This is a genomic window from Kineosporia succinea (genome assembly GCF_030811555.1).
Classification (GTDB): Bacteria; Actinomycetota; Actinomycetes; order Actinomycetales; family Kineosporiaceae; genus Kineosporia; species Kineosporia succinea.
In genome coordinates this window covers 3,347,887-3,369,510 of the sequence record NZ_JAUSQZ010000001.1, presented here as the reverse complement: position 1 = coordinate 3,369,510, position 21,624 = coordinate 3,347,887, and the positions used below count along the sequence as shown (strand labels likewise).

Annotated in this window: 24 protein-coding genes and 1 pseudogene; all 25 read right to left on the bottom strand. The window is 66.5% G+C overall.

Going from position 1 to position 21,624, the window contains the following annotated elements:
• Positions 1-23: 23 nt before the first annotated feature.
• The 25 genes and pseudogenes from rplR to rpoB all read right to left on the bottom strand — a co-directional run bounded on the left by rplR (position 24) and on the right by rpoB (position 21,438).
• Positions 24-413, bottom strand: a complete 390-nt coding sequence (gene rplR, locus J2S57_RS14790; protein WP_307242971.1) for a 50S ribosomal protein L18 — start codon at positions 411-413, stop codon at positions 24-26.
• Positions 413-955, bottom strand: coding sequence for a 50S ribosomal protein L6 (gene rplF, locus J2S57_RS14785; RefSeq protein WP_307242969.1), 543 nt, complete (start codon positions 953-955; stop codon positions 413-415). The genes rplR and rplF overlap by 1 nt, the downstream gene beginning before the upstream one ends.
• 18 nt (positions 956-973) lie before the next feature.
• Positions 974-1,372, bottom strand: coding sequence for a 30S ribosomal protein S8 (gene rpsH / locus J2S57_RS14780; RefSeq protein ID WP_307242967.1), 399 nt, complete (start codon positions 1,370-1,372; stop codon positions 974-976).
• Positions 1,366-1,632, bottom strand: a complete 267-nt coding sequence (locus J2S57_RS14775) for a hypothetical protein (protein ID WP_307242965.1) — start codon at positions 1,630-1,632, stop codon at positions 1,366-1,368. Before J2S57_RS14775 ends, rpsH begins: the two co-directional genes overlap by 7 nt.
• A 7-nt stretch (positions 1,633-1,639) precedes the next feature.
• Positions 1,640-1,825, bottom strand: a complete 186-nt coding sequence (locus tag J2S57_RS14770; protein ID WP_231443866.1) for a type Z 30S ribosomal protein S14 — start codon at positions 1,823-1,825, stop codon at positions 1,640-1,642.
• Position 1,826: 1 nt separating this feature from the next.
• The gene (gene rplE, locus J2S57_RS14765; RefSeq protein ID WP_307242961.1) at positions 1,827-2,399 is read right to left on the bottom strand and encodes a 50S ribosomal protein L5; all 573 of its coding nucleotides are present in this window, start codon (positions 2,397-2,399) and stop codon (positions 1,827-1,829) included.
• The gene (gene rplX / locus J2S57_RS14760; protein WP_307242959.1) at positions 2,399-2,764 is read right to left on the bottom strand and encodes a 50S ribosomal protein L24; all 366 of its coding nucleotides are present in this window, start codon (positions 2,762-2,764) and stop codon (positions 2,399-2,401) included. The genes rplE and rplX overlap by 1 nt, the downstream gene beginning before the upstream one ends.
• Position 2,765: 1 nt before the next feature.
• Positions 2,766-3,134 carry a 50S ribosomal protein L14 gene (rplN, locus tag J2S57_RS14755; RefSeq protein ID WP_214154112.1) on the bottom strand — a complete coding sequence of 123 codons (369 nt, stop codon included), beginning with the start codon at positions 3,132-3,134 and terminating at the stop codon, positions 2,766-2,768.
• Positions 3,131-3,412 (bottom strand): 30S ribosomal protein S17, encoded by a 282-nt coding sequence (gene rpsQ / locus J2S57_RS14750; RefSeq protein WP_307242957.1) that lies wholly within the window; start codon positions 3,410-3,412, stop codon positions 3,131-3,133. The genes rplN and rpsQ overlap by 4 nt, the downstream gene beginning before the upstream one ends.
• A gap of 22 nt (positions 3,413-3,434) precedes the next feature.
• Positions 3,435-3,647: pseudogene (gene rpmC / locus J2S57_RS14745) on the bottom strand (50S ribosomal protein L29); the annotation flags it as partial.
• A complete protein-coding gene (gene rplP / locus J2S57_RS14740) occupies positions 3,647-4,066 on the bottom strand; it encodes a 50S ribosomal protein L16 (RefSeq protein WP_231443879.1) in 420 nt (139 codons plus the stop codon). The pseudogene rpmC and the gene rplP, both read right to left, overlap by 1 nt.
• A 5-nt stretch (positions 4,067-4,071) precedes the next feature.
• Complete coding sequence (gene rpsC, locus J2S57_RS14735; protein ID WP_307242951.1) at positions 4,072-4,911, bottom strand: 30S ribosomal protein S3; 840 nt, start codon at positions 4,909-4,911, stop codon at positions 4,072-4,074.
• The gene (gene rplV / locus J2S57_RS14730) at positions 4,911-5,306 is read right to left on the bottom strand and encodes a 50S ribosomal protein L22 (protein ID WP_307242948.1); all 396 of its coding nucleotides are present in this window, start codon (positions 5,304-5,306) and stop codon (positions 4,911-4,913) included. Before rplV ends, rpsC begins: the two co-directional genes overlap by 1 nt.
• Positions 5,307-5,353: 47 nt before the next feature.
• Positions 5,354-5,635: a 30S ribosomal protein S19 gene (rpsS, locus tag J2S57_RS14725; protein ID WP_307242945.1), complete on the bottom strand. Its 282-nt coding sequence runs from the start codon at positions 5,633-5,635 to the stop codon at positions 5,354-5,356.
• A gap of 16 nt (positions 5,636-5,651) precedes the next feature.
• Positions 5,652-6,488 carry a 50S ribosomal protein L2 gene (rplB, locus tag J2S57_RS14720; RefSeq protein WP_307242943.1) on the bottom strand — a complete coding sequence of 279 codons (837 nt, stop codon included), beginning with the start codon at positions 6,486-6,488 and terminating at the stop codon, positions 5,652-5,654.
• An 89-nt stretch (positions 6,489-6,577) separates the two neighbouring features.
• Positions 6,578-6,880 carry a 50S ribosomal protein L23 gene (rplW, locus tag J2S57_RS14715; RefSeq protein ID WP_307251040.1) on the bottom strand — a complete coding sequence of 101 codons (303 nt, stop codon included), beginning with the start codon at positions 6,878-6,880 and terminating at the stop codon, positions 6,578-6,580.
• Between the two features lie 5 nt (positions 6,881-6,885).
• Complete coding sequence (gene rplD / locus J2S57_RS14710; protein WP_307242941.1) at positions 6,886-7,566, bottom strand: 50S ribosomal protein L4; 681 nt, start codon at positions 7,564-7,566, stop codon at positions 6,886-6,888.
• 4 nt (positions 7,567-7,570) lie between these two features.
• Positions 7,571-8,242, bottom strand: coding sequence for a 50S ribosomal protein L3 (rplC, locus tag J2S57_RS14705; protein ID WP_307242939.1), 672 nt, complete (start codon positions 8,240-8,242; stop codon positions 7,571-7,573).
• Between the two features lie 14 nt (positions 8,243-8,256).
• Positions 8,257-8,565 carry a 30S ribosomal protein S10 gene (gene rpsJ / locus J2S57_RS14700; protein ID WP_052530780.1) on the bottom strand — a complete coding sequence of 103 codons (309 nt, stop codon included), beginning with the start codon at positions 8,563-8,565 and terminating at the stop codon, positions 8,257-8,259.
• A gap of 590 nt (positions 8,566-9,155) precedes the next feature.
• Entirely contained in the window at positions 9,156-10,352 is a 1,197-nt protein-coding gene (tuf, locus tag J2S57_RS14695; RefSeq protein WP_307242935.1) for an elongation factor Tu, read from the bottom strand.
• A gap of 63 nt (positions 10,353-10,415) precedes the next feature.
• On the bottom strand, positions 10,416-12,518 hold the full coding sequence (fusA, locus tag J2S57_RS14690) for an elongation factor G (RefSeq protein ID WP_307251038.1): 2,103 nt from the start codon (positions 12,516-12,518) through the stop codon (positions 10,416-10,418).
• 136 nt (positions 12,519-12,654) lie between these two features.
• Complete coding sequence (gene rpsG / locus J2S57_RS14685; RefSeq protein WP_307242933.1) at positions 12,655-13,125, bottom strand: 30S ribosomal protein S7; 471 nt, start codon at positions 13,123-13,125, stop codon at positions 12,655-12,657.
• On the bottom strand, positions 13,125-13,499 hold the full coding sequence (rpsL, locus tag J2S57_RS14680; protein WP_052530777.1) for a 30S ribosomal protein S12: 375 nt from the start codon (positions 13,497-13,499) through the stop codon (positions 13,125-13,127). The genes rpsG and rpsL overlap by 1 nt, the downstream gene beginning before the upstream one ends.
• A 458-nt stretch (positions 13,500-13,957) precedes the next feature.
• Positions 13,958-17,833, bottom strand: a complete 3,876-nt coding sequence (locus J2S57_RS14675) for a DNA-directed RNA polymerase subunit beta' (protein ID WP_307242930.1) — start codon at positions 17,831-17,833, stop codon at positions 13,958-13,960.
• Positions 17,834-17,961: 128 nt separating this feature from the next.
• Entirely contained in the window at positions 17,962-21,438 is a 3,477-nt protein-coding gene (gene rpoB, locus J2S57_RS14670) for a DNA-directed RNA polymerase subunit beta (RefSeq protein ID WP_370882473.1), read from the bottom strand.
• Positions 21,439-21,624 lie beyond the last annotated feature (186 nt).

Sequence of the window (21,624 nt, the reverse complement as noted above, 5' to 3'; positions counted from 1 at the left end):
GAAATGGTCAGCGTGCGCATCGGCTAGAGAACCAGCCCAGCCTCACGGGCGCCGTCCGCAATGGCGGCGACACGTCCGGCGTAGCGGTTTCCGCCGCGGTCGAAGACCACAGCAGAGACGCCGGCGGCCTTCGCGCGCTCCGCGACCAGTTCGCCGACCTTCTTGGCCTTGGCGGTCTTGTCGCCGTCCAGGCCACGCAGGTCGGCCTCCATGGTGGAGGCGGAAGCCAGGGTCTTGCCGACCGTGTCGTCCACGATCTGCACGAAAACGTGCCGCGAGGAACGGTTCACGACCAGGCGCGGGCGCTCGGTCGAGCCCCGCAGCTGCTTGCGCACACGCAGGTGGCGGCGGGTACGGGAGGCCGACTTGCTCTTGGCCGCGCCCCCACCGCTGCGCTTCAAACCGATCGCCATTACTTCTTGCCCGCCTTTCCGACCTTGCGCTTGATCACTTCGTCGGCGTAGCGGACGCCCTTGCCCTTGTAGGGGTCGGGCTTACGAAGGCCACGCAGGTTGGCGGCGACCTCGCCGACGGCCTGCTTGTCGATGCCCGTCACCGAGAACTTGGTGGGGCCCTCGACCGCGAAGCTGATGCCGGCGGGCGGCTCGATGACGATCGGGTGGCTGTACCCCAGGGCGAACTCCAGGTTGGAGCCCTTCGCCATGACGCGGTAACCGGTGCCGACGATCTCGAGCTTCTTGGTGTAGCCCTCCGTCACGCCGATCACCATGTTGGCGATCAGGGTGCGGGTGAGGCCGTGCAGGGCGCGCGACGAACGCTCGTCGTCCGGGCGCGCGACCTTGACCGTGCCGTCGTCCTCGCGGGCGACGGTGATCGGGGCGGCGACAGTGAGGTTCAGGGTGCCCTTGGGCCCCTTGACCGTCACGTCAGCACCGTCGAGGTTCACGTCGACGCCGGCGGGAACGGTGATCGGCAGTCGTCCAATTCGGGACATGCTCTCTCTCCCTTCCCGTTACCAGACGTAGGCGAGGACTTCCCCACCCACGCCCTTCTGCTTGGCCTGCTTGTCGGTCATGAGACCGGAGGACGTCGAGAGAATCGCCACGCCGAGGCCACCAAGGACCCGGGGCAGGTTCGTCGACTTCGCGTAGACGCGGAGACCGGGCTTGCTGATCCGGCGAAGGCCGGCGATCGAGCGCTCCCGGTTCGGGCCGAACTTCAGCTTGACGGTCAGCGTCTTGCCGACCTCGGCGTCCGCGACCTCCCAGCTGGAGATGTAGCCCTCGCTCTGCAGCAGCTCAGCAACCTTCTGCTTGAGCTTGCTGTAGGGCATCTGAGTCTGGTCGTGGTACGCGGAGTTCGCGTTCCGTACGCGGGTCAGCATGTCCGCGATCGGATCGGTCATCACCATTGGGCTTGTCCGCCCTTTCCCACCGCGGTTTCGGCAACCTTCTCTGAGGAGGCGTCGACCTGCGGCGTAGTTGCTTCTTCGAGAATCTCGGGTTCGAGGAACTCGGGGAGGTACTCGGGTACGTCGTGTCGCAGCGTCAGCAGACCGGTCGGAAGGCTGGAGCGCAGCGACACCATGCGATTGTTGCGCACCGTCCGGCGGCGGCCGGACCGGGCCGCCACCGTGGTGGCGCCCGGTACTGGGATCGTCAGCTGGGACACGGCCGGCTTACCAGCTGCTCTTGGTGACGCCGGGGAGCTCGCCCCGGTGAGCCATCTCGCGCAGGCAGATCCGGCACAGGCCGAACTTGCGGTAGACCGAGTGCGGACGGCCGCAGCGCTGGCAGCGCGTGTAGGCACGCACCGCGAACTTCTGCTTGCCCGCCGCCTTGTTGATGAGAGCGGTCTTAGCCACGTCAGTTCTCCTTGAACGGGAAACCGAGGAGCTTCAGGAACGCGCGCCCCTCTTCGTCGTTGGTCGCCGTGGTGACGACCGTGATGTCCATGCCCCGCACGCGGTCGATCCGGTCCTGGTCGATCTCGTGGAACATCGACTGCTCGTTCAGGCCGAACGTGTAGTTGCCACGCCCGTCGAACTGCTTGCCGGACAGGCCGCGGAAGTCACGGATACGCGGAAGGGCGATGCTCACCAGCCGGTCGAGGAACTCCCAGCTCCGGTCGCCGCGCAGCGTGACGTGCGCGCCGATCGGCATGCCCTCACGCAGCTTGAACTGCGCGATGGACTTGCGAGCCTTCGTGACCTGCGGCTTCTGGCCCGTGATGGCGGCCAGGTCGCGGATCGCGCCGTCGATGAGCTTGGAGTCGCGAGCGGCCTCGCCCACACCCATGTTCACGACGACCTTGACCAGACGCGGGGTCTGCATCACGTTCGCGTAGCCGAACTGCTCGCGCAGAGCGGGAGCGATCTCGGCGTCGTACCGGGCGCGGAGCCGCGGCTGCACCTTGGTGCCCTCTTCGGTCACAGTCATCACAGGTCCTTACCGGAACGCTTCGCGAAGCGAACCCGAACGGTCTTCGTCTTGCCGTCACGCTCGACGGTCTCGACGCGGGTACCGACCCGGGTGGCCTTCTTGGTCTCCGGGTCGACCAGCATCACGTTGCTGATGTGGACCGGCGCCTCCTGGGTGATGATCCCGCCGGTCTTGGAACCCCGGCCGGACTGACCCTCCTTGGTGTGGCGCTTGACCCGGTTGATGCCCTCGACCAGGACCCGCTGGGTCTCCGGGTAGACAGCAATCACCTTGCCGGTCTTGTTCCGGTCGCCACCGTTCTTCTGGGCGCGACCGGTGATCAGCTGGACGGTGTCGCCCTTTTTGATCTTCAACTTCGCCATCTCAGAGCACCTCCGGAGCCAGCGAGATGATCTTCATGAACTTCTTGTCACGCAGCTCACGGCCGACCGGGCCGAAGATGCGGGTGCCGCGCGGGTCGCCGTCGTTGCGGAGGATCACCGCGGCGTTCTCGTCGAAGCGGATGTACGAGCCGTCCGGCCGGCGGCGCTCCTTGACGGTGCGCACGATGACCGCCTTGACGACGTCACCCTTCTTCACGTTGCCGCCAGGGATCGCGTCCTTGACGGTGGCGACGATGACGTCACCGATGCCGGCGTAGCGACGGCCGGAGCCACCGAGAACACGGATGCAGAGGATTTCCTTCGCACCGGTGTTGTCGGCGACGCGCAGCCGCGACTCCTGCTGAATCACTTGGCCTTCTCCAGAATCTCGACCAGGCGCCAGCGCTTGGTCGCCGACAGCGGACGGGTCTCCGAGATCGAGACCAGGTCGCCGACGCCGGCGGTGTTGGCCTCGTCGTGCACCTTCACCTTGGTGGTGCGCCGGATGACCTTGCCGTAGAGCGGGTGCTTGACCCGGTCCTCGACCTCGACCACCACGGTCTTGTCCATCTTGTCGCTGACGACATATCCGCGGCGTGCCTTGCGGTCGCCACGCACCTGCACGTCAGCCTGGGTGCTGTCACTCATCTCAGGCCTCCGGGGTGCCGGTGATGCCGAGCTCGCGCTCGCGCATCACCGTGTAGATGCGGGCGATGTCGCGCTTGACGGCGCGGAGTCGCATGTTGTTCTCGAGCTGGCCGGTGGCCGACTGGAAACGAAGGTTGAAGAGTTCTTCCTTCGCCTTCTTCAGCTCTTCGGCCAGACGCTCGGCCTCGAAGCCGCGCAGGTTAGCCGGGTTCAGGTCCTTGGAACCGACGGCCATCAGCTTTCACCGCCTTCGCGCCGGACGATCCGGCACTTCATCGGCAGCTTGTGGATCGCCCGGGTGAGGGCTTCCTTCGCCACCTTCTCCGTCGGGAACGAGAGTTCGAACATCACGCGACCGGGCTTGACGTTCGCCACCCACCACTCCGGGGAACCCTTACCGGAACCCATGCGGGTCTCGGCCGGCTTCTTCGTCAGCGGGCGGTCCGGGTAGATGTTGATCCAGACCTTGCCGCCACGGCGGATGTGACGCGTGATGGCGATACGAGCGGACTCGATCTGCCGGTTGGTCACGTACGCAGGCTCGAGAGCCTGGATGCCCCACTCACCGAAGGTGACGGCGTTGCCGCCCTTCGACATGCCGGAACGGCTCGGGTGGTGCTGCTTGCGGTACTTGACCCGACGAGGGATCAGCATGGAACTCAGGCCTCCGATCCGGTGCCGGCAGCGGCCGGCGCGTCAGCGGCCGGAGCCGTGGACGCCTCGGCAGCGGGGGCGCTGTCGGCGGACTGCTGCTGCGGACGACGACGCTGCGGGCGAGCCGCGCGGCCACCGGGGCCACCCGGACCGTCGCGACGCGGGCCCCGCGCCGGGGCGGCAGCCTGCTCACGAGCGAGCTCGCGGCTGGTGATGTCGCCCTTGTAGATCCAGACCTTCACGCCGATACGGCCGAAGGTGGTGCGGGCCTCGTACAGGCCGTAGTCGATGTTCGCGCGCAGCGTGTGCAGCGGCACACGACCCTCGCGGTAGAACTCCGACCGGCTCATCTCGGCGCCGCCGAGACGACCCGAGCACTGCACCCGGATGCCCTTCGCGCCGGCGCGGAGCGAGGACTGCATGCCCTTGCGCATCGCGCGGCGGAACGAGACCCGGCTGGCCAGCTGCTCGGCGATGCCCTGGGCCACCAGCTGAGCGTCGACCTCGGGGTTCTTCACCTCGAGGATGTTCAGCTGAACCTGCTTGCCCGTGAGCTTCTCGAGCTCGCCACGGATCCGGTCGGCCTCGGCGCCGCGGCGGCCGATGACGATGCCCGGACGAGCCGTGTGGATGTCGACGCGAACCCGGTCACGGGTGCGCTCGATCTCGACGCGGCTGATGCCGGCCCGCTCCATGCCCTTGGACATGAGCTTGCGGATCGCGACGTCTTCCTTCACGTAGTCGCGGTAACGCTGCCCGCCCTTGGTGCTGTCGGCGAACCACCGGCTCTTGTGCTCAGTGGTGATGCCCAGGCGGAACCCGTGCGGGTTGACCTTCTGTCCCACTAGCGGGTCCCTCCCTTAGCGGCGGCGGGCTGAGCGCCGTCCTTCTTCTCGGCCGGGCCGACCACGACGGTGATGTGGCTGGTCCGCTTGCGGATCCGGTACGCCCGACCCTGCGCCCGCGGCCGGAACCGCTTGAGCGTCGGGCCCTCGTCCACGTACGCCTCCTGGATGACCAGGGTGCGCTCGTCGAACGCCTCGGACGCGGCGGCGGCCTTCACCCGGGCGTTCGCGATCGCGCTCTGCACGACCTTGAGCACCGGCTCGCTGGCGGCCTGCGGAGCGAACTCCAGCGTGGCGATCGCCTGCGGTGCCTGCTTCCCGCGGATGAGGTCGACGACGCGGCGGGCCTTCATGGGCGTGACGCGGACGTACCGCGCCTTCGCCTTGGCTTCCATCGCTACTTCCTACCTTCTGTCGCTTCTGACTGCTCGGGCGGGCGCGATCAGCGCCGACGGCCCTTGCGGTCGTCCTTCTCGTGTCCGCGGAACGTGCGGGTGGGGGCGAACTCGCCCAGCTTGTGACCGATCATCGACTCGGTGACGAACACCGGGACGTGCTTGCGGCCGTCGTGCACGGCGATCGTGTGACCGAGCATGTCGGGCACGATCATCGAGCGCCGGGACCAGGTCCGGATGACGTTCTTGGTCCCCTTCTCGTTCTGACCATCCACCTTCTTCTGGAGGTGGTCGTCGACGAAGGGACCCTTCTTCAGACTGCGAGGCATTCTCGAAAGGCTCCTATCAGCGCTTCTTGCCGGTACGGCGGCGGCGGACGATCATCTTGTCGCTGTCCTTGTTGGGGCGACGCGTGCGTCCCTCGGCCTGGCCCCAGGGGCTCACCGGGTGGCGACCACCGGAGGTCTTACCCTCACCACCACCGTGCGGGTGGTCGATCGGGTTCATGGCCACACCACGCACGGTCGGGCGCTTGCCCTTCCAGCGCATACGGCCGGCCTTGCCCCAGTTGATGTTCGACTGCTCCGCGTTGCCGACCTCGCCGACGGTGGCGCGGCAGCGCACGTCGACGTTCCGGATCTCACCGGAAGGCATACGCAGCTGGGCGAAGCGGCCTTCACGGGCGACCAGCTGCACCGAGGCGCCGGCCGAGCGGGCGATCTTCGCGCCGCCACCGGGGCGGAGCTCGATCGCGTGCACGACGGTACCCACCGGGATGTTGCGCAGCTCGAGGCTGTTACCCGGCTTGATGTCGGCCGTCGGGCCGTTCTCGATGCGGTCGCCCTGCTTGAGCTTGGTCGGGGCGACGATGTAGCGCTTCTCGCCGTCCGCGTAGTGCAGGAGAGCGATGCGCGCGGTGCGGTTGGGGTCGTACTCGATGTGAGCGACCGTGGCCGGGATGCCGTCCTTGTCGTGACGGCGGAAGTCGATCACCCGGTAGGCGCGCTTGTGACCGCCGCCCTTGTGCCGGGTGGTGATCCGGCCGGTGTTGTTCCGGCCCCCGCTCTTCGTCAGCGGGCGCACCAGGGACTTCTCCGGCTCCGACCGGGTGATCTCCACGAAGTCGGCGACGGACGAACCACGGCGGCCCGGCGTCGTCGGCTTGTACTTGCGGATTCCCATGTGAGTCAGTCCTCTTGCTGTTTCTCGGATGTCGGTCTTCGGACGCCCTCGATCCGGCCCTCTCGGCCCGGATGGGAACGTTCAGGGCGTCAGGAGACCGGCCCGCCGAAGATGTCGATGGTGCCTTCGCTCAGCGTGATGATCGCGCGCTTGGTGTCCTTGCGCTTGCCCAGGCCGTTCCGCGTACGACGGGTCTTGCCCTGTCGGTTGGCGGTGTTGACCGACGAGACCTTGACCCCGAACACCGTCTCGACGGCGATGCGGATCTCGGTCTTGTTGGCGGCCGGGTCGACCAGGAAGGTGTACTTGCCCTCGTCGAGGAGCGTGTAGCTCTTCTCCGAGACGACCGGCGCCAGCAGGATGTCGCGCGGGTCCTTGTGGACGCCTCCGATGGTGCTCACTTGGCAGCCTCCTTGGCGGTGACCTTGGTGACGACCGGGCTCTCGAGGAACGAGTCCAGCGCGGCCTTGGTGAACACCACCGCGTCGGCGACGAGCACGTCGTAGGCGTTCAGCTGGTCGAAGGGCAGCACGTGCACGCCGTCCAGGTTGGACAGGCTGCGCTTGCCGACCTCGTCGGTGCGGGTGACGACGACGAGCAGGTTCTCCCGCTCGGTCAGGCCCTTCAGCGCCTTCGAGGCGGACTTGGTCGACGGAGCGTCGCCCTTGACCAGCTCGGAGAGCACGTGGATGCGCCCGTGACGGGTGCGGTCCGAGAGGGATCCCCGCAGCGCGGCGGCGATCATCTTCTTCGGGGTGCGCTGGGCGTAGTCCCGCGGCGTCGGGCCGTGGACAACGCCACCGCCGGCGAACTGCGGGGCGCGGGTCGAACCCTGACGGGCGCGGCCGGTGCCCTTCTGGCGGTAAGGCTTCTTACCGCCACCGCGAACCTCGCCGCGGGTCTTCGTGTCGTGCGTGCCCTGGCGGGCCGCGGCCAGCTGGGCCACGACGACCTGGTGGATCAGCGGCACGTTGGTCTGGACGTCGAAGATCTCGGCGGGGAGGTCGACGGAGCCGACCTTCTCACCCGCGCCGTCGATGACGTCCAGGCTCAGCTTGGTGGTGGTTTCGGTGGCCATCGTTTCAGCCCTTCTTCGCCGCGGTGCGGACCAGGACGATGCCGCCGCGCGGCCCCGGAACGGCACCCTTGATCAGGAGCAGACCGCGCTCGGCGTCGACGGCGTACACGCTGAGGTTCTGCGTGGTCTGACGTTCGCCACCCATGCGACCGGCCATCCGCGTGCCCTTGAAGACACGACCCGGAGTGGCGCAGCCGCCGATGGAACCCGGGGAACGGTGCTTGCGCTGCGTACCGTGCGAGGCGCCGAGGCCCTTGAACCCGTGACGCTTCATGCCACCGGCCCAGCCCTTGCCCTTGGTGGTGCCCGAGACGTCGACCGTCTGGCCGGCCTCGAACGTGTCCACCGTGAGCTCCTGGCCCAGGCTGTACTCGGTCGCGTCCGCCGTGCGCAGCTCGATCACGTGACGGCGCGGCGTGACGCCGGCCTTCTCGAAGTGACCGGCCAGCGGCTTGGTGACCTTGCGGGGGTCGATCGCGCCGTACGCGATCTGAACGCCCGGGTAGCCGTCACCTTCCGCGTTACGCACCTGCGTGACGACGCACGGACCCACCTGGATGACGGTGACCGGGACGAGACGGTTGTTCGCGTCCCAGACCTGGGTCATCCCGAGCTTTTCACCGAGCAAGCCCTTGACGGCTCGCACCGTCGGCTTGCTGATCGTCTTGAGAGTCATCAGATGAGGTCCTTCTAGAGCTTGATCTCGATGTCCACGCCGGCGGGCAGGTCAAGCCGCATCAGCGAGTCCACCGTCTTCGGCGTCGGGTTGATGATGTCGATCAACCGCTTGTGCGTGCGCATCTCGAAGTGCTCGCGGCTGTCCTTGTACTTGTGCGGCGAACGGATGACGCAGAACACGTTCTTCTCCGTCGGCAGTGGCACCGGCCCCGCGACCGTCGCACCCGTCCGAACGACCGTGTCGACGATCTTGCGCGCCGAGCTGTCGATGACCTCGTGGTCGTAGGCCTTCAGCCGGATGCGGATCTTCTGTCCCGCCATGGCGTCTCTGCGCTCTCTTTCGCTTGGTCGACAGGCGTTGGGGCCCGATTACTGCCTTCGGCACTGTCTGTGGTCCACCCGGGCCGCTTCCGCGTCCCGGGCCTCGCATTCAACGAGGAATGCTGTGCAACTTCTGGCCTTACTGGTGTTTCACGTCTTCATCCGACGCTGACACCCCTACTTCGGTCGGGCTGGCGAACACCGACCCCCGAGGTCGGGCGTGTCGCGTTCGTGGCCCAGAATCGTCCGACGTCTTCGACGAGGACCAGGGGCTGGGCCGATGTTGCAGTCGTGACTGCCCGGTGCCGGTCAATCCGGGCCCCGTGAAGGGCGCAGCGGACTCGACGGTGCGCGAGCAACCTGTCCAGTGTGCCAGACCCTGCCCGCCGTTGACCAATCGTGGTCGCGGCGGTGAACGATCCGGAGTGCGCCCGGACCCGTGTTCCCCTGCCACTCCCCCGCTTTCGCGAAATGCGAGTTCGGGTGGATGGAGTTGGCAGGAGACGCCCGGCACTACGGCACAGACGGCGTTACGGGTCCGGACGCACAACGGCGGCGACAGCCTGAGGGCTGCCGCCGCCGCGGTGGTGTTACTTGAGGATCTTGGTGACGCGGCCCGAGCCGACGGTACGACCACCCTCGCGGATAGCGAAGAGCAGGCCGTCCTCCATGGCGATGGGCTGGATCAGCGAGACGCTCATCTCGGTGTTGTCACCGGGCATGACCATCTCGGTGCCCTCGGGGAGCTTCACGACGCCCGTGACGTCCGTCGTCCGGAAGTAGAACTGCGGACGGTAGGAGTCGTAGAACGGCGTGTGCCGGCCGCCCTCATCCTTGGACAGGATGTAGACGTTGGCCTCGAACTCCGTGTGGGGAGTGATCGAGCCCGGCTTCACGACGACCTGGCCGCGCTCGACGTCCTCGCGCTTGATGCCACGAAGAAGCAGACCGCAGTTCTCACCGGCCATGGCCTCGTCGAGCGTCTTGCGGAACATCTCGATCGCGGTGACCGTGGTGGTGGTGCTCTTTTCCTTGATACCGACGATCTCGACGGTCTCGTTGGTCTTGAGCACACCGCGCTCCACCTTGCCGGTGACGACGGTGCCACGACCGGTGATCGTGAAGACGTCCTCGATCGGCATCAGGAACGGCTTCTCGGTGTCGCGCACGGGCTCCGGGATCGACTCGTCGACCGCGGCCATGAGCTCGAGAAGCTTGCCCTGCCACTCGGCGTCGCCCTCGAGCGCCTTCAGCGCGGAGACCCGCACGATCGGCAGGTCGTCGCCGGGGAACTCGTAGGCGGACAGAAGCTCACGGACCTCGAGCTCGACGAGCTCCATGATCTCTTCGTCGTCCACCATGTCGGACTTGTTCAGAGCCACGACGATGTACGGCACGCCGACCTGACGCGCGAGCAGCACGTGCTCACGGGTCTGGGGCATCGGGCCGTCGGTCGCCGCCACCACGAGGATGGCACCGTCCATCTGGGCCGCACCCGTGATCATGTTCTTGATGTAGTCGGCGTGACCCGGGCAGTCGACGTGGGCGTAGTGACGCGCCTCGGTCTGGTACTCGATGTGCGCGATCGAGATCGTGATACCGCGCTGGCGCTCTTCCGGCGCCTTGTCGATCTGGTCGAACGCCTGCGTGTCCGGGTTGAGCTCCGGCCACTTCGTGTGCAGCGTCTTACTGATCGCAGCCGTCAGCGTCGTCTTACCGTGGTCAATGTGACCAATGGTACCGATGTTGACGTGCGGCTTAGTCCGCTCGAACTTCGCCTTCGCCACGGGGTCCTCCTGTCGGACGGGTTGTTATCTGTTCTTGGTTCGACGGGAATGCTGGTGGCGCGATTACTCGCCGCGAACCTTCTTGATGATCTCTTCCGCAACGTTCTTGGGAACCTCTGCGTAAGAGTCGAACTGCATGGTGTAGACGGCGCGCCCCTGCGTCTTGCTGCGCAGGTCACCGACGTAACCGAACATCTCCGACAGCGGAACCGCGGCCTTGACGACCTTGGCACCGCTGACGTCCTCCATGGCCTGGATCTGGCCACGGCGGGAGTTCAGGTCGCCGATCACATCGCCCATGTACTCCAGGGGCGTGCGGACCTCGACGGCCATCATCGGCTCGAGGAGCACGGGGCTGGCCTTGCGGGCAGCCTCCTTCAGCACCATCGAGCCGGCGACCTTGAACGCCATCTCGGACGAGTCGACGTCGTGCGCCGCACCGTCCAGGAGGATGGCCTTGATGCCCACGAGCGGGTAGCCCGCCAGGATGCCGAACTGCATGGCGTCCTGGATACCGGCGTCGACGCTCGGGATGTACTCGCGCGGCACGCGACCACCGGTGACCTTGTTCTCGAACTCGTAGAACACGCCTTCCGACGTGTCCAGCGGCTCGATGGTCACCTGCACCTTGGCGTACTGACCCGATCCACCCGTCTGCTTCTTGTGGGTGTAGTCGAGCTTGACGACCGCCTTGCGGATGGTCTCGCGGTAGGCGACCTGCGGCTTACCGACGTTCGCCTCGACCTTGAACTCGCGGCGCATGCGGTCCACCAGGATGTCCAGGTGGAGCTCGCCCATGCCGGCGATGATCGTCTGACCCGTCTCCTCGTCCTGGCGGACCTGGAACGTCGGGTCCTCCTCGGCGAGCTTCTGGATCGCGGTGCCCAGCTTCTCCTGGTCACCCTTGGTCTTCGGCTCGATCGCGACCGAGATGACCGGCTCCGGGAACGTCATCGACTCGAGGACGATGGGGTTCGCCGGGTCGGACAGGGTCTCGCCCGTGGTCGTGTCCTTGAGGCCGATGACCGCGTAGATGTGGCCGGCAGCAGCCTCTTCGACCGGGTTCTCCTTGTTGGAGTGCATCTGGAAGATCTTCCCGATGCGCTCCTTCTTGCCCTTGGTGGAGTTCACCAGCTGAGCGCCGCTGGCCACCTTGCCGGAGTAGACCCGGATGTAGGTGAGCTTCCCGAAGAACGGGTGCGAGGCGATCTTGAAGGCAAGCGCGGAGAACGGCGCCTCGTTGTTGGCCGCACGCGTGATGACGGCCTCTTCGTCGTTGGGCGCGTGGCCCTCGACGTCGGGGACGTCCAGCGGGGTCGGCAGGTAGTCGATCACGGCGTCGAGCATGGGCTGGACGCCCTTGTTCTTGAACGCCGAGCCGCACAGGATCGGGTTGACCTGGCTCGAGATCGTCAGCTTGCGGATCGCGCCCTTGATCTCCTCGGGCGTGAGCTCCTCACCGCTGAAGAACTTCTCGAGCAGCGCCTCGTCCGACTCGGCGACGGTCTCGAGGAGCTTCTGACGCCACTCCTCGGCCTTCTCCTGGAGGTCGGCCGGGATCTCCTCGATCTCGTACGCCTCGCCCTTGCCGGTGTCGCCCCGCCACGTGAGTGCACGCATGTAGATCAGGTCGATGACGCCGGTGAAGTCCGACTCAGCACCGATCGGGAGCTGGACGACCAGAGGCTTGGCACCCAGACGGTCGATGATCGTCTGAACCGTGAAGTAGAAGTCCGCGCCCAGCTTGTCCATCTTGTTGACGAAGCAGATACGCGGGACGTCGTACTTGTCAGCCTGCCGCCAGACCGTCTCGGACTGCGGCTCGACACCCTCCTTGCCGTCGAACACGGCAACCGCGCCGTCGAGGACGCGCAGGTTGCGCTCGACCTCGACGGTGAAGTCGACGTGCCCGGGGGTGTCGATCAGGTTGATCTGGTTGCCTTCCCAGAAGCAGGTGGTGGCGGCGGAGGTGATGGTGATACCCCGCTCCTGCTCCTGCTCCATCCAGTCCATCGTGGCCGCGCCGTCGTGGACCTCACCGATCTTGTAGTTGATCCCGGTGTAGAACAGGATCCGCTCAGTGGTGGTGGTCTTGCCGGCGTCGATGTGAGCCATGATGCCGATGTTGCGAACCTTGTTCAGGTCCGTCAGCACGTCTTGTGCCACGCCGATCGCCTCTCTCATGAGGTTTGTGTTCCGCCGGGGAATTTCCCGCAGTGCCGTACTGCCGGGGCTTTCCCGGCGCCACTGTGGCCGCCGGGTCGCGGCGGCCGCAGTGGTGGGTAGATGACTACCTGCTGAATTACCAGCGGTAGTGAGCGAACGCGCGGTTGGACTCCGCCATCTTGTGGGTGTCCTCGCGACGCTTGACCGCTGCACCGAGACCGTTGCTGGCGTCGAGAATCTCGTTCATCAGGCGGTCGGTCATGGTCTTCTCACGACGGGCGCGCGAGTAGCCCACGAGCCAGCGCAGGGCCAGCGTGGTGGAACGGCCGGCCTTGACCTCGACCGGAACCTGGTAGGTCGCGCCACCGACGCGGCGGCTGCGGACCTCGAGGGTCGGCTTCACGTTGTCGAGCGCGCGCTTGAGCGTGATGACCGGGTCGTTACCGGTCTTGTCACGGCAGCCTTCGAGCGCTTCGTAGACGATCTTCTCAGCGGTCGACTTCTTGCCGTCGAGCAGGATCTTGTTCACGAGCTGGGTGACCAGCGGGGAACCGTAAACCGGGTCGACGACGAGAGGCCGCTTGGGGGCCGGGCCCTTGCGGGGCATTAGCTCTTCTCCTTCTTCGCGCCGTAACGGCTGCGAGCCTGCTTACGGTTCTTCACGCCCTGGGTGTCGAGCGAACCGCGGATGATCTTGTAACGGACACCGGGAAGGTCCTTCACACGACCACCACGCACGAGCACGATCGAGTGCTCCTGCAGGTTGTGACCGACACCCGGGATGTACGCCGTGACCTCGATCTGGGAGGTCAGCTTGACGCGCGCGACCTTACGCAGAGCGGAGTTCGGCTTCTTCGGCGTGGTCGTGTACACACGCGTGCACACGCCGCGGCGCTGAGGGCTGCCCTTGAGAGCAGGGGTCTTGGTCTTGCTGACCTTGTCCTGCCGGCCCTTTCGGACCAGCTGCTGGATCGTGGGCACCGATTCTCCGAACTCTCTGCTCGCTTGTGCTACCTGACTTACGGGGTGGTGCTGGTGTTGCCGTGTCCGGATCGTCGCTCACAGCCTTGCGGCCGTACCCCGCGCTCGGGCGTGTCGCGGTCTTCGCGATTTCGCCCGGCGACGTCCCGCGGGGTGGGGAGCTTCGCTCGCGTATCGCACGCTGACAGCTTCCGGACCGTCAGGAGGGCACGCGCGGCAGCCCAAGAGAACTCGGGCACGAACTGTGAGGCTACCCGGTGGCCCGCGCGAGCGTCAAAACGGCCCGCACACGGGTCAGGGGCTTCTCCCCTGCCTCATCACTTCGATGACGGACGAATCCGGCCGGACGCCGGACCCGTCCCACACTCATGCATCCAAACGGCCCCGCGTGCCGGTTTTGTTCCTCTGCAGGAACCGGTACGCGGAGCCGCTCGGTACACATCATGAGTTCAGATACCTCAGCGGTCGTACCGGCCGAGGTCGAACTCCTCCAGCGGGACCGCCTGACCGGTGCCGACACCGAAGTGGCCGTAGTCGACCTCTTCGTAGCCCGGCATCGCGTACATGGCGGCCTTCGCCTCCTCGGTGGGCTCGACCCGCACGTTGCGGTAGCGGGGCAGGCCCGTACCGGCGGGGATGAGCTTACCGAGGATGACGTTCTCCTTGAGGCCCAGCAGCGGGTCGCTGCGGCCCTCCATGGCGGCGTTCGTGAGGACGCGGGTGGTCTCCTGGAAGGAGGCCGCCGACAGCCACGAGTCGGTCGCCAGAGACGCCTTGGTGATACCCATCAGGTCGGGACGGGCCGAGGCCGGCTGGCCGTTCTCGGCGACGACCCGGCGGTTCTCGGTCTCGAACCGGGACCGCTCGACCAGCTCACCGGGCAGCAGCTCGGCGTCGCCGGACTCGATGATCGTGACCCGCTTCAGCATCTGGCGGACGATCACCTCGATGTGCTTGTCGTGGATACCCACGCCCTGGCTGCGGTACACGTTCTGCACCTCGTCGACCAGGTGCACCTGGACCGCACGCGGCCCGAGGATGCGCAGCACCTGCTTCGGGTCGATGGCACCCATGATCAGCTTCTGGCCGACCTCGACCTGCTGACCGTCTTCGATCAGGAGGCGGGACCGCTTCGAGACCGGGTACGCCACCTCTTCGGAGCCGTCGTCCGGCACGACCACGAGCTTGCGCGAGCGGTCGGTGTCGTCGATGCGGACCTTGCCGGCGGCCTCGGAGATCGGGGCCACACCCTTCGGGGTACGGGCCTCGAAGAGCTCCTGCACACGCGGCAGACCGTGGGTGATGTCCTCACCCGCGACACCACCGGTGTGGAAGGTACGCATGGTCAGCTGGGTACCGGGCTCACCGATCGACTGGGCCGCGATGATGCCGACGGCCTCACCGATGTCCACGAGGTGACCGGCGGCCAGCGAACGGCCGTAGCAGCGGGCGCAGGTGCCGACCTTGGACTCGCAGGTGAGCACGGAGCGCACCTTGACCTCGGAGACACCCTTGCCGAGCAGCAGCTCGATGCTCGGGTCACCCAGGTCGGTGTTGGCGGCCAGGACGGTCTCGCCGTCGACCACCACGTCCTGGGCGAGAGACCGCGCGTAGACGCTGTTCTCGACCGAGTCGTGAGCCCGGATGGTGCCGTCCGCGTCGGTCGTCGCGATCGGCATCATCAGACCGCGCTCGGTGCCGCAGTCCTCCTCGCGGATGATCACGTCCTGCGAGACGTCCACCAGACGACGGGTCAGGTAACCCGAGTCGGCGGTACGCAGGGCGGTGTCGGCCAGACCCTTACGGGCACCGTGGGTCGAGATGAAGAACTCGACCACGGACAGACCCTCGCGGAAGTTCGCCTTGATCGGCCGAGGGATGATCTCACCCTTGGGGTTGGCCACCAGGCCACGCATACCGGCGATCTGCCGCATCTGCATCCAGTTACCACGGGCGCCCGACGACACCATCTTGAAGATGGAGTTCGTGCGGGGGAGGTTGTCCTCCATCGCCTTGGCGACCTTGTTGGTGGCCTGGGTCCAGATCTCGATGAGCTCCTGACGGCGCTCGTCGTCGGTGATCAGACCGCGCAGGTACTGCGACTGCACCTTGGCGGCGCGTCCCTCGTGCTCGTCGAGGATCCCGGCCTTGGCGGACGGGGTCACCACGTCGGAGATCGAGACCGTGACACCCGAGCGGGTGGCCCAGTGGAAACCGGCCGCCTTCAGGGCGTCCAGCGTCGCGGCGACGGCGACCTTCGGGTACCGCTCGGCGAGGTCGTTGACGATCGCCGAGAGCTCCTTCTTCCCGACCACCGAGTCGACGAACGCGTAGTCCGGCGGCAGGGTCTGGTTGAAGAGCGCACGGCCCAGGCTGGTCTCGAGGATGACCGGGTCGCCCGCGGTCCACTCCTCGGGAGCCACCCAGTCACGCGGCGGCACGATGTCGTCGAAGCGCAGCTTGATCTTCGCCTGCAGGTGCAGGTGCCCGCCGTCGAACGCCATCTGGGCCTCGGACACCGAGCTGAACGAACGGCCCTCGCCGACCGGGCTCTCGTCGTTGTCGAGAGTCAGGTGGTAGAGGCCGATGATCATGTCCTGGGTGGGCATGGTCACCGGGCGGCCGTCCGCCGGCTTCAGGATGTTGTTGCTCGACAGCATGAGGATGCGGGCCTCGGCCTGCGCCTCGGCGGACAGCGGCAGGTGAACCGCCATCTGGTCGCCGTCGAAGTCAGCGTTGAAGGCCGAGCAGACCAGCGGGTGGATCTGGATGGCCTTGCCCTCGACCAGCTGCGGCTCGAACGCCTGGATACCCAGACGGTGCAGGGTGGGCGCGCGGTTCAGCAGCACGGGGTGCTCGGAGATGACCTCTTCGAGGACGTCCCACACCACCGGGCGGGCCCGCTCGACCATGCGCTTGGCCGACTTGATGTTCTGCGCGTGGTTCAGGTCCACCAGGCGCTTCATCACGAACGGCTTGAAGAGCTCCAGGGCCATCTGCTTGGGCAGACCGCACTGGTGCAGCTTCAGCTGCGGGCCGACGACGATGACCGAACGGCCGGAGTAGTCGACGCGCTTGCCGAGCAGGTTCTGGCGGAAACGACCCTGCTTGCCCTTGAGCATGTCGGACAGCGACTTCAGCGGACGGTTGCCCGGGCCGGTGACCGGCCGGCCGCGGCGGCCGTTGTCGAACAGCGCGTCGACGGCCTCCTGCAGCATCCGCTTCTCGTTGTTGACGATGATCTCCGGGGCGCCCAGGTCGAGAAGACGCTTGAGGCGGTTGTTCCGGTTGATCACACGCCGGTACAGGTCGTTCAGGTCGGAGGTGGCGAAGCGGCCACCGTCGAGCTGAACCATCGGCCGCAGGTCCGGCGGGATCACCGGGACGCAGTCGAGCACCATGCCCAGGGGCGAGTTGTTCGTGGTGAGGAACGCGGAGACGACCTTGAGACGCTTGAGGGCGCGGGTCTTGCGCTGGCCCTTACCGGTCGCGATGGTCTCGCGCAGGTTGTCGGCCTCGGCGTTCAGGTCGAAGGACTCCAGCCGCTTCTGGATCGCGGCGGCGCCCATCCCACCCTCGAAGTACATGCCGAAACGGTCACGCATCTCGCGGTAGAGGATCTCGTCACCCTCGAGGTCCTGGACCTTCAGGTTCTTGAAGCGGTCCCAGACCTGCTGGATGCGGTCGATCTCGGCGTCGGCGCGCTTGCGCAGCTGCGACATCTCGCGCTCGGCCGACTCCTTGACCTTGCGGCGCACGTCGCCCTTGGCGCCCTCGGCCTCGAGCTCGGCCAGGTCGCTCTCGAGACGCTTGGCGCGGGCCTCGACGTCGGAGTCGCGGCGGTTCTCGATCTCCTTCTTCTCCACCTCGATGTTGGCTTCCATCGAGGGGAGGTCGCGGTGACGGTTCTCGTCGTCGACCCAGGTGATCATGTAGGCAGCGAAGTAGATGACCTTCTCGAGGTCCTTCGGCGCCAGGTCGAGCAGGTAGCCCAGACGGCTCGGCACACCCTTGAAGTACCAGATGTGGGTCACCGGGGCGGCGAGCTCGATGTGGCCCATGCGCTCACGACGCACCTTGGCGCGCGTGACCTCGACACCACAGCGCTCGCAGATGATGCCCTTGAAGCGCACGCGCTTGTACTTGCCGCAGTAGCACTCCCAGTCCCGGGTGGGGCCGAAGATCTTCTCGCAGAAGAGCCCGTCCTTCTCCGGCTTCAGGGTGCGGTAGTTGATGGTCTCCGGCTTCTTCACCTCGCCGTGCGACCACTGCCGGATGTCCTCGGCGGTGGCCAGGCCGATACGCAGTTCGTCGAAGAAGTTCACGTCCAGCAAGACGCTGCCTGCTTTCTCCTGATGGTGCTTAATTCACTGACCGTGCTTTGGTGAACCCGTCGTGGGTTCTCAGCTCGTCGGGAGCCCGGCGCGCGCCCCTTGTGAGGCGCGCGCCGGCTCGTCCGTTATCAGACCTCTTCGACGCTGCTCGGCTCGCGCCGGGACAGGTCGATGCCCAGCTCCTCGGCGGCGCGGAACACGTCTTCGTCCGAGTCACGCATCTCGATCGAGGTGCCGTCGCTGGAGAGCACCTCGACGTTGAGGCAGAGCGACTGCATCTCCTTGATCAGGACCTTGAAGGACTCGGGGATGCCCGGCTCGGGGATGTTCTCGCCCTTGACGATGGCCTCGTAGACCTTGACGCGACCCACCACGTCGTCGGACTTGATCGTGAGCAGTTCCTGCAGGGCGTAGGAGGCGCCGTAGGCCTCGAGGGCCCACACCTCCATCTCACCGAAGCGCTGGCCACCGAACTGCGCCTTACCACCCAGCGGCTGCTGCGTGATCATCGAGTACGGGCCGGTGGAGCGAGCGTGGATCTTGTCGTCCACCAGGTGGTGCAGCTTCAGGATGTACATGTAGCCGACCGAGACGGGCATCGGCAGCTTCTCGCCGGTGCGGCCGTCGAAGATGGTCGCCTTGCCGGAGCCGTCGATCAGGCGCACGCCGTCACGGGTCTTGCGGGTGGAGTCGAGGAGACCGATGATCTCCTCCTCCCGCACACCGTCGAAGACCGGCGAGGCGACCCGGGTGTTGGGCTCCGCCTGACGGCGGTCGGGGGTGATGAGCTTGGCCCAGTCGGGCTCGCCCTCGATCTCCCAGCCGCGCGAGGCGACCCAGCCCAGGTGGGTCTCGAGCACCTGGCCGACGTTCATCCGGCTCGGCACACCCAGCGGGTTGAGCACGATGTCGACCGGCGTGCCGTCTTCGAGGAACGGCATGTCCTCGACCGGCAGGATCTTCGAGATGACGCCCTTGTTGCCGTGACGGCCGGCGAGCTTGTCACCATCGGTGATCTTGCGCTTCTGCGCCACGTACACGCGCACCAGCTGGTTGACGCCGGGGGGCAGCTCGTCGCCGTCCTCGCGGTCGAAGACCTTGACGCCGATGACCGTGCCGGTCTCGCCGTGGGGGACCTTCAGCGAGGTGTCACGGACCTCGCGCGCCTTCTCACCGAAGATCGCGCGGAGCAGACGCTCTTCCGGGGTCAGCTCGGTCTCGCCCTTGGGCGTGACCTTGCCGACCAGGATGTCGCCCGGGACGACCTCGGCACCGATGCGGATGATGCCGCGCTCGTCGAGGTCGGCGAGGACCTCCTCGGCGACGTTCGGGATGTCGCGGGTGATCTCCTCCGGGCCCAGCTTGGTGTCACGGGCGTCGACCTCGTGCTCCTCGATGTGGATCGAGGAGAGGACGTCGTCCTGCACCAGACGCTGGGAGAGGATGATCGCGTCCTCGTAGTTGTGGCCCTCCCACGACATGAACGCGACGAGCAGGTTCTTGCCGAGCGCCATCTCGCCCATGTCCGTCGCCGGGCCGTCGGCGATGACCGAGCCGACCTCCAGGCGGTCGCCCTCGTCGACCAGCACGCGCTGGTTGTAGGACGTGCCCTGGTTGGAGCGGCGGAACTTGGCGATCTTGTAGGTGGTGTAGCTGCCGTCGTCGTTCATCGTGGTGACGGCCTCGGCCGACAGCTCGGTGACGACACCCGCGGTGTGGGCCACGACCACGTCACCGGCGTCGACAGCGGCACGGAACTCCATGCCGGTACCGACGAGGGGCGCCTCGGACTTCACCAGCGGGACGGCCTGACGCTGCATGTTCGAGCCCATCAGGGCGCGGTTGGCGTCGTCGTGCTCGAGGAACGGGATCAGCGCGGTGGCGACCGACACCATCTGGCGCGCCGAGACGTCCATGTAGTCGATCTCGCCGGCGGGGACCAGCTCGGCCTCGCCGTCCTTCGACCGGGCCAGGACGTTCTCCTCGGCGAAGTGGCCGTCCTCGGTGAGAGGGGCGTTCGCCTGGGCGACGATGACGTGGTCTTCCTCGTCGGCCGTCAGGTAGTCGATCTCGTCGAGGACGACGCCGCCGCGAGCCTTGCGGTAGGGCGTCTCGACGAAGCCGAACGGGTTGATGCGCGCGTAGGTGGCGAGCGAGCCGATCAGGCCGATGTTCGGGCCTTCCGGGGTCTCGATCGGGCACATCCGGCCGTAGTGCGAGGTGTGGACGTCACGGACCTCGAAGCCGGCGCGCTCACGGGACAGACCACCCGGACCCAGCGCCGACAGGCGGCGCTTGTGGGTCAGACCCGCGAGCGGGTTGTTCTGGTCCATGAACTGCGACAGCTGGGACGTTCCGAAGAACTCCTTGATCGACGCCACCACGGGGCGGATGTTGATCAGGGTCTGCGGGGTGATCGCCTCGACGTCCTGGGTGGTCATGCGCTCGCGCACGACACGCTCCATCCGGGACAGGCCGGTACGGACCTGGTTCTGGATGAGCTCACCGACCGTGCGCAGACGACGGTTACCGAAGTGGTCGATGTCGTCGACCTCGACCACCAGGTCGATCGGGTCACCGTTCTTGGTGCCCGGCATGGTGCTGCCACCGGCGTGCAGGGTCACCAGGAAGCGGATGGCGGCGATGATGTCGTCGACCGTCAGCACGCTGTCGGTCAGCGGCAGGCTCTCGCCCAGCTTCTTGTTGATCTTGTACCGGCCGACCTTGGCCAGGTCGTAGCGCTTCGGGTTGAAGTACAGGTTCTCCAGAAGCGTCTGCGCGGCCTCGCGCGTCGGCGGCTCGCCCGGGCGCAGCTTGCGGTAGATGTCGAGCAGCGCCTCGTCGGTGCTGGCGGTGTGGTCTTTCTCCAGCGTCTGGCGGATCGAGTCGACCTCGCCGAACTCCTCGAGGATCTGCGCCTCGGACCAGCCCAGCGCCTTGAGCAGCACGGTGACGGACTGCTTGCGCTTACGGTCGATGCGGACACCGACCATGTCGCGCTTGTCGATCTCGAACTCCAGCCACGCACCGCGCGACGGGATCACCTTGGCGGTGTAGATGTCCTTGTCGGACGTCTTGTCGATCGAGCGCTCGAAGTACACGCCCGGCGAACGCACCAGCTGGGAGACGACCACACGCTCGGTGCCGTTGATCACGAACGTGCCGCGCTCGGTCATGAGCGGGAAATCGCCCATGAACACGGTCTGGCTCTTGATCTCACCGGTGGTGGTGTTCATGAACTCGGCCGTCACGAAGAGCGGGGCCGAGTACGTCATGTCCCGCTCCTTGCACTCGTCGATCGAGTACTTGGGCGGTTCGAAGCGGTGGTCACGGAACGACAGGCTCATCGATCCGGAGAAGTCCTCGATCGGGGAGATCTCCTCGAAGATCTCCTCAAGACCAGAGGTGGTCGGGACGGCCTGGTTGCCTCCGTCGATGGCGGCCTGAACACGGCCCTGCCACTTGTCGTTGCCGAGGAGCCAGTCAAAGGCTTCGGTCTGCAATGCCAGGAGGTTCGGAACCTCAAGCGGTTCATGGATCTTGGCGAAAGAGATACGGCCGGACGGGGTAGTCGAGCCACTGAACGCGGTGCGCGAGGCAGCCAAGAGGGGTCCTTCCACGGGCCTGCGGGCGTAACGTGCGCGCGCTCTAGCCCCGCGAATGGACGCTTGGAGGGCAGAGGTCAGCGCAAAGGCTCACCCTACCGGAAAATAGCCAGGACTGTCTACCCGGCAATTTCAGCCGGTGCTGGCACCCTCGGCACGACGCCGGCGGAGCCTGTGGCAGGGGTG

Coding starts and splice junctions, on each gene's coding strand:
- rpsG (WP_307242933.1), bottom strand. CDS start 13,125: ATGCCCCGCAAGGGCCCGGCCCCCAAGCGGCCTCTCGTCGTCGACCCG.
- rpsH (WP_307242967.1), bottom strand. CDS start 1,372: ATGGTGATGACCGATCCGATCGCGGACATGCTGACCCGCGTACGGAAC.
- rplP (WP_231443879.1), bottom strand. CDS start 4,066: ATGCTGATCCCTCGTCGGGTCAAGTACCGCAAGCAGCACCACCCGAGC.
- rplV (WP_307242948.1), bottom strand. CDS start 5,306: ATGGAAGCCAAGGCGAAGGCGCGGTACGTCCGCGTCACGCCCATGAAG.
- rplX (WP_307242959.1), bottom strand. CDS start 2,764: ATGGCGAAGTTGAAGATCAAAAAGGGCGACACCGTCCAGCTGATCACC.
- rpsJ (WP_052530780.1), bottom strand. CDS start 8,565: ATGGCGGGACAGAAGATCCGCATCCGGCTGAAGGCCTACGACCACGAG.
- rplE (WP_307242961.1), bottom strand. CDS start 2,399: ATGACTGTGACCGAAGAGGGCACCAAGGTGCAGCCGCGGCTCCGCGCC.
- rplR (WP_307242971.1), bottom strand. CDS start 413: ATGGCGATCGGTTTGAAGCGCAGCGGTGGGGGCGCGGCCAAGAGCAAG.
- rpsQ (WP_307242957.1), bottom strand. CDS start 3,412: ATGAGTGACAGCACCCAGGCTGACGTGCAGGTGCGTGGCGACCGCAAG.
- rplB (WP_307242943.1), bottom strand. CDS start 6,488: ATGGGAATCCGCAAGTACAAGCCGACGACGCCGGGCCGCCGTGGTTCG.
- rplC (WP_307242939.1), bottom strand. CDS start 8,242: ATGACTCTCAAGACGATCAGCAAGCCGACGGTGCGAGCCGTCAAGGGC.
- rplF (WP_307242969.1), bottom strand. CDS start 955: ATGTCCCGAATTGGACGACTGCCGATCACCGTTCCCGCCGGCGTCGAC.
- rpsS (WP_307242945.1), bottom strand. CDS start 5,635: ATGCCTCGCAGTCTGAAGAAGGGTCCCTTCGTCGACGACCACCTCCAG.
- rplD (WP_307242941.1), bottom strand. CDS start 7,566: ATGGCCACCGAAACCACCACCAAGCTGAGCCTGGACGTCATCGACGGC.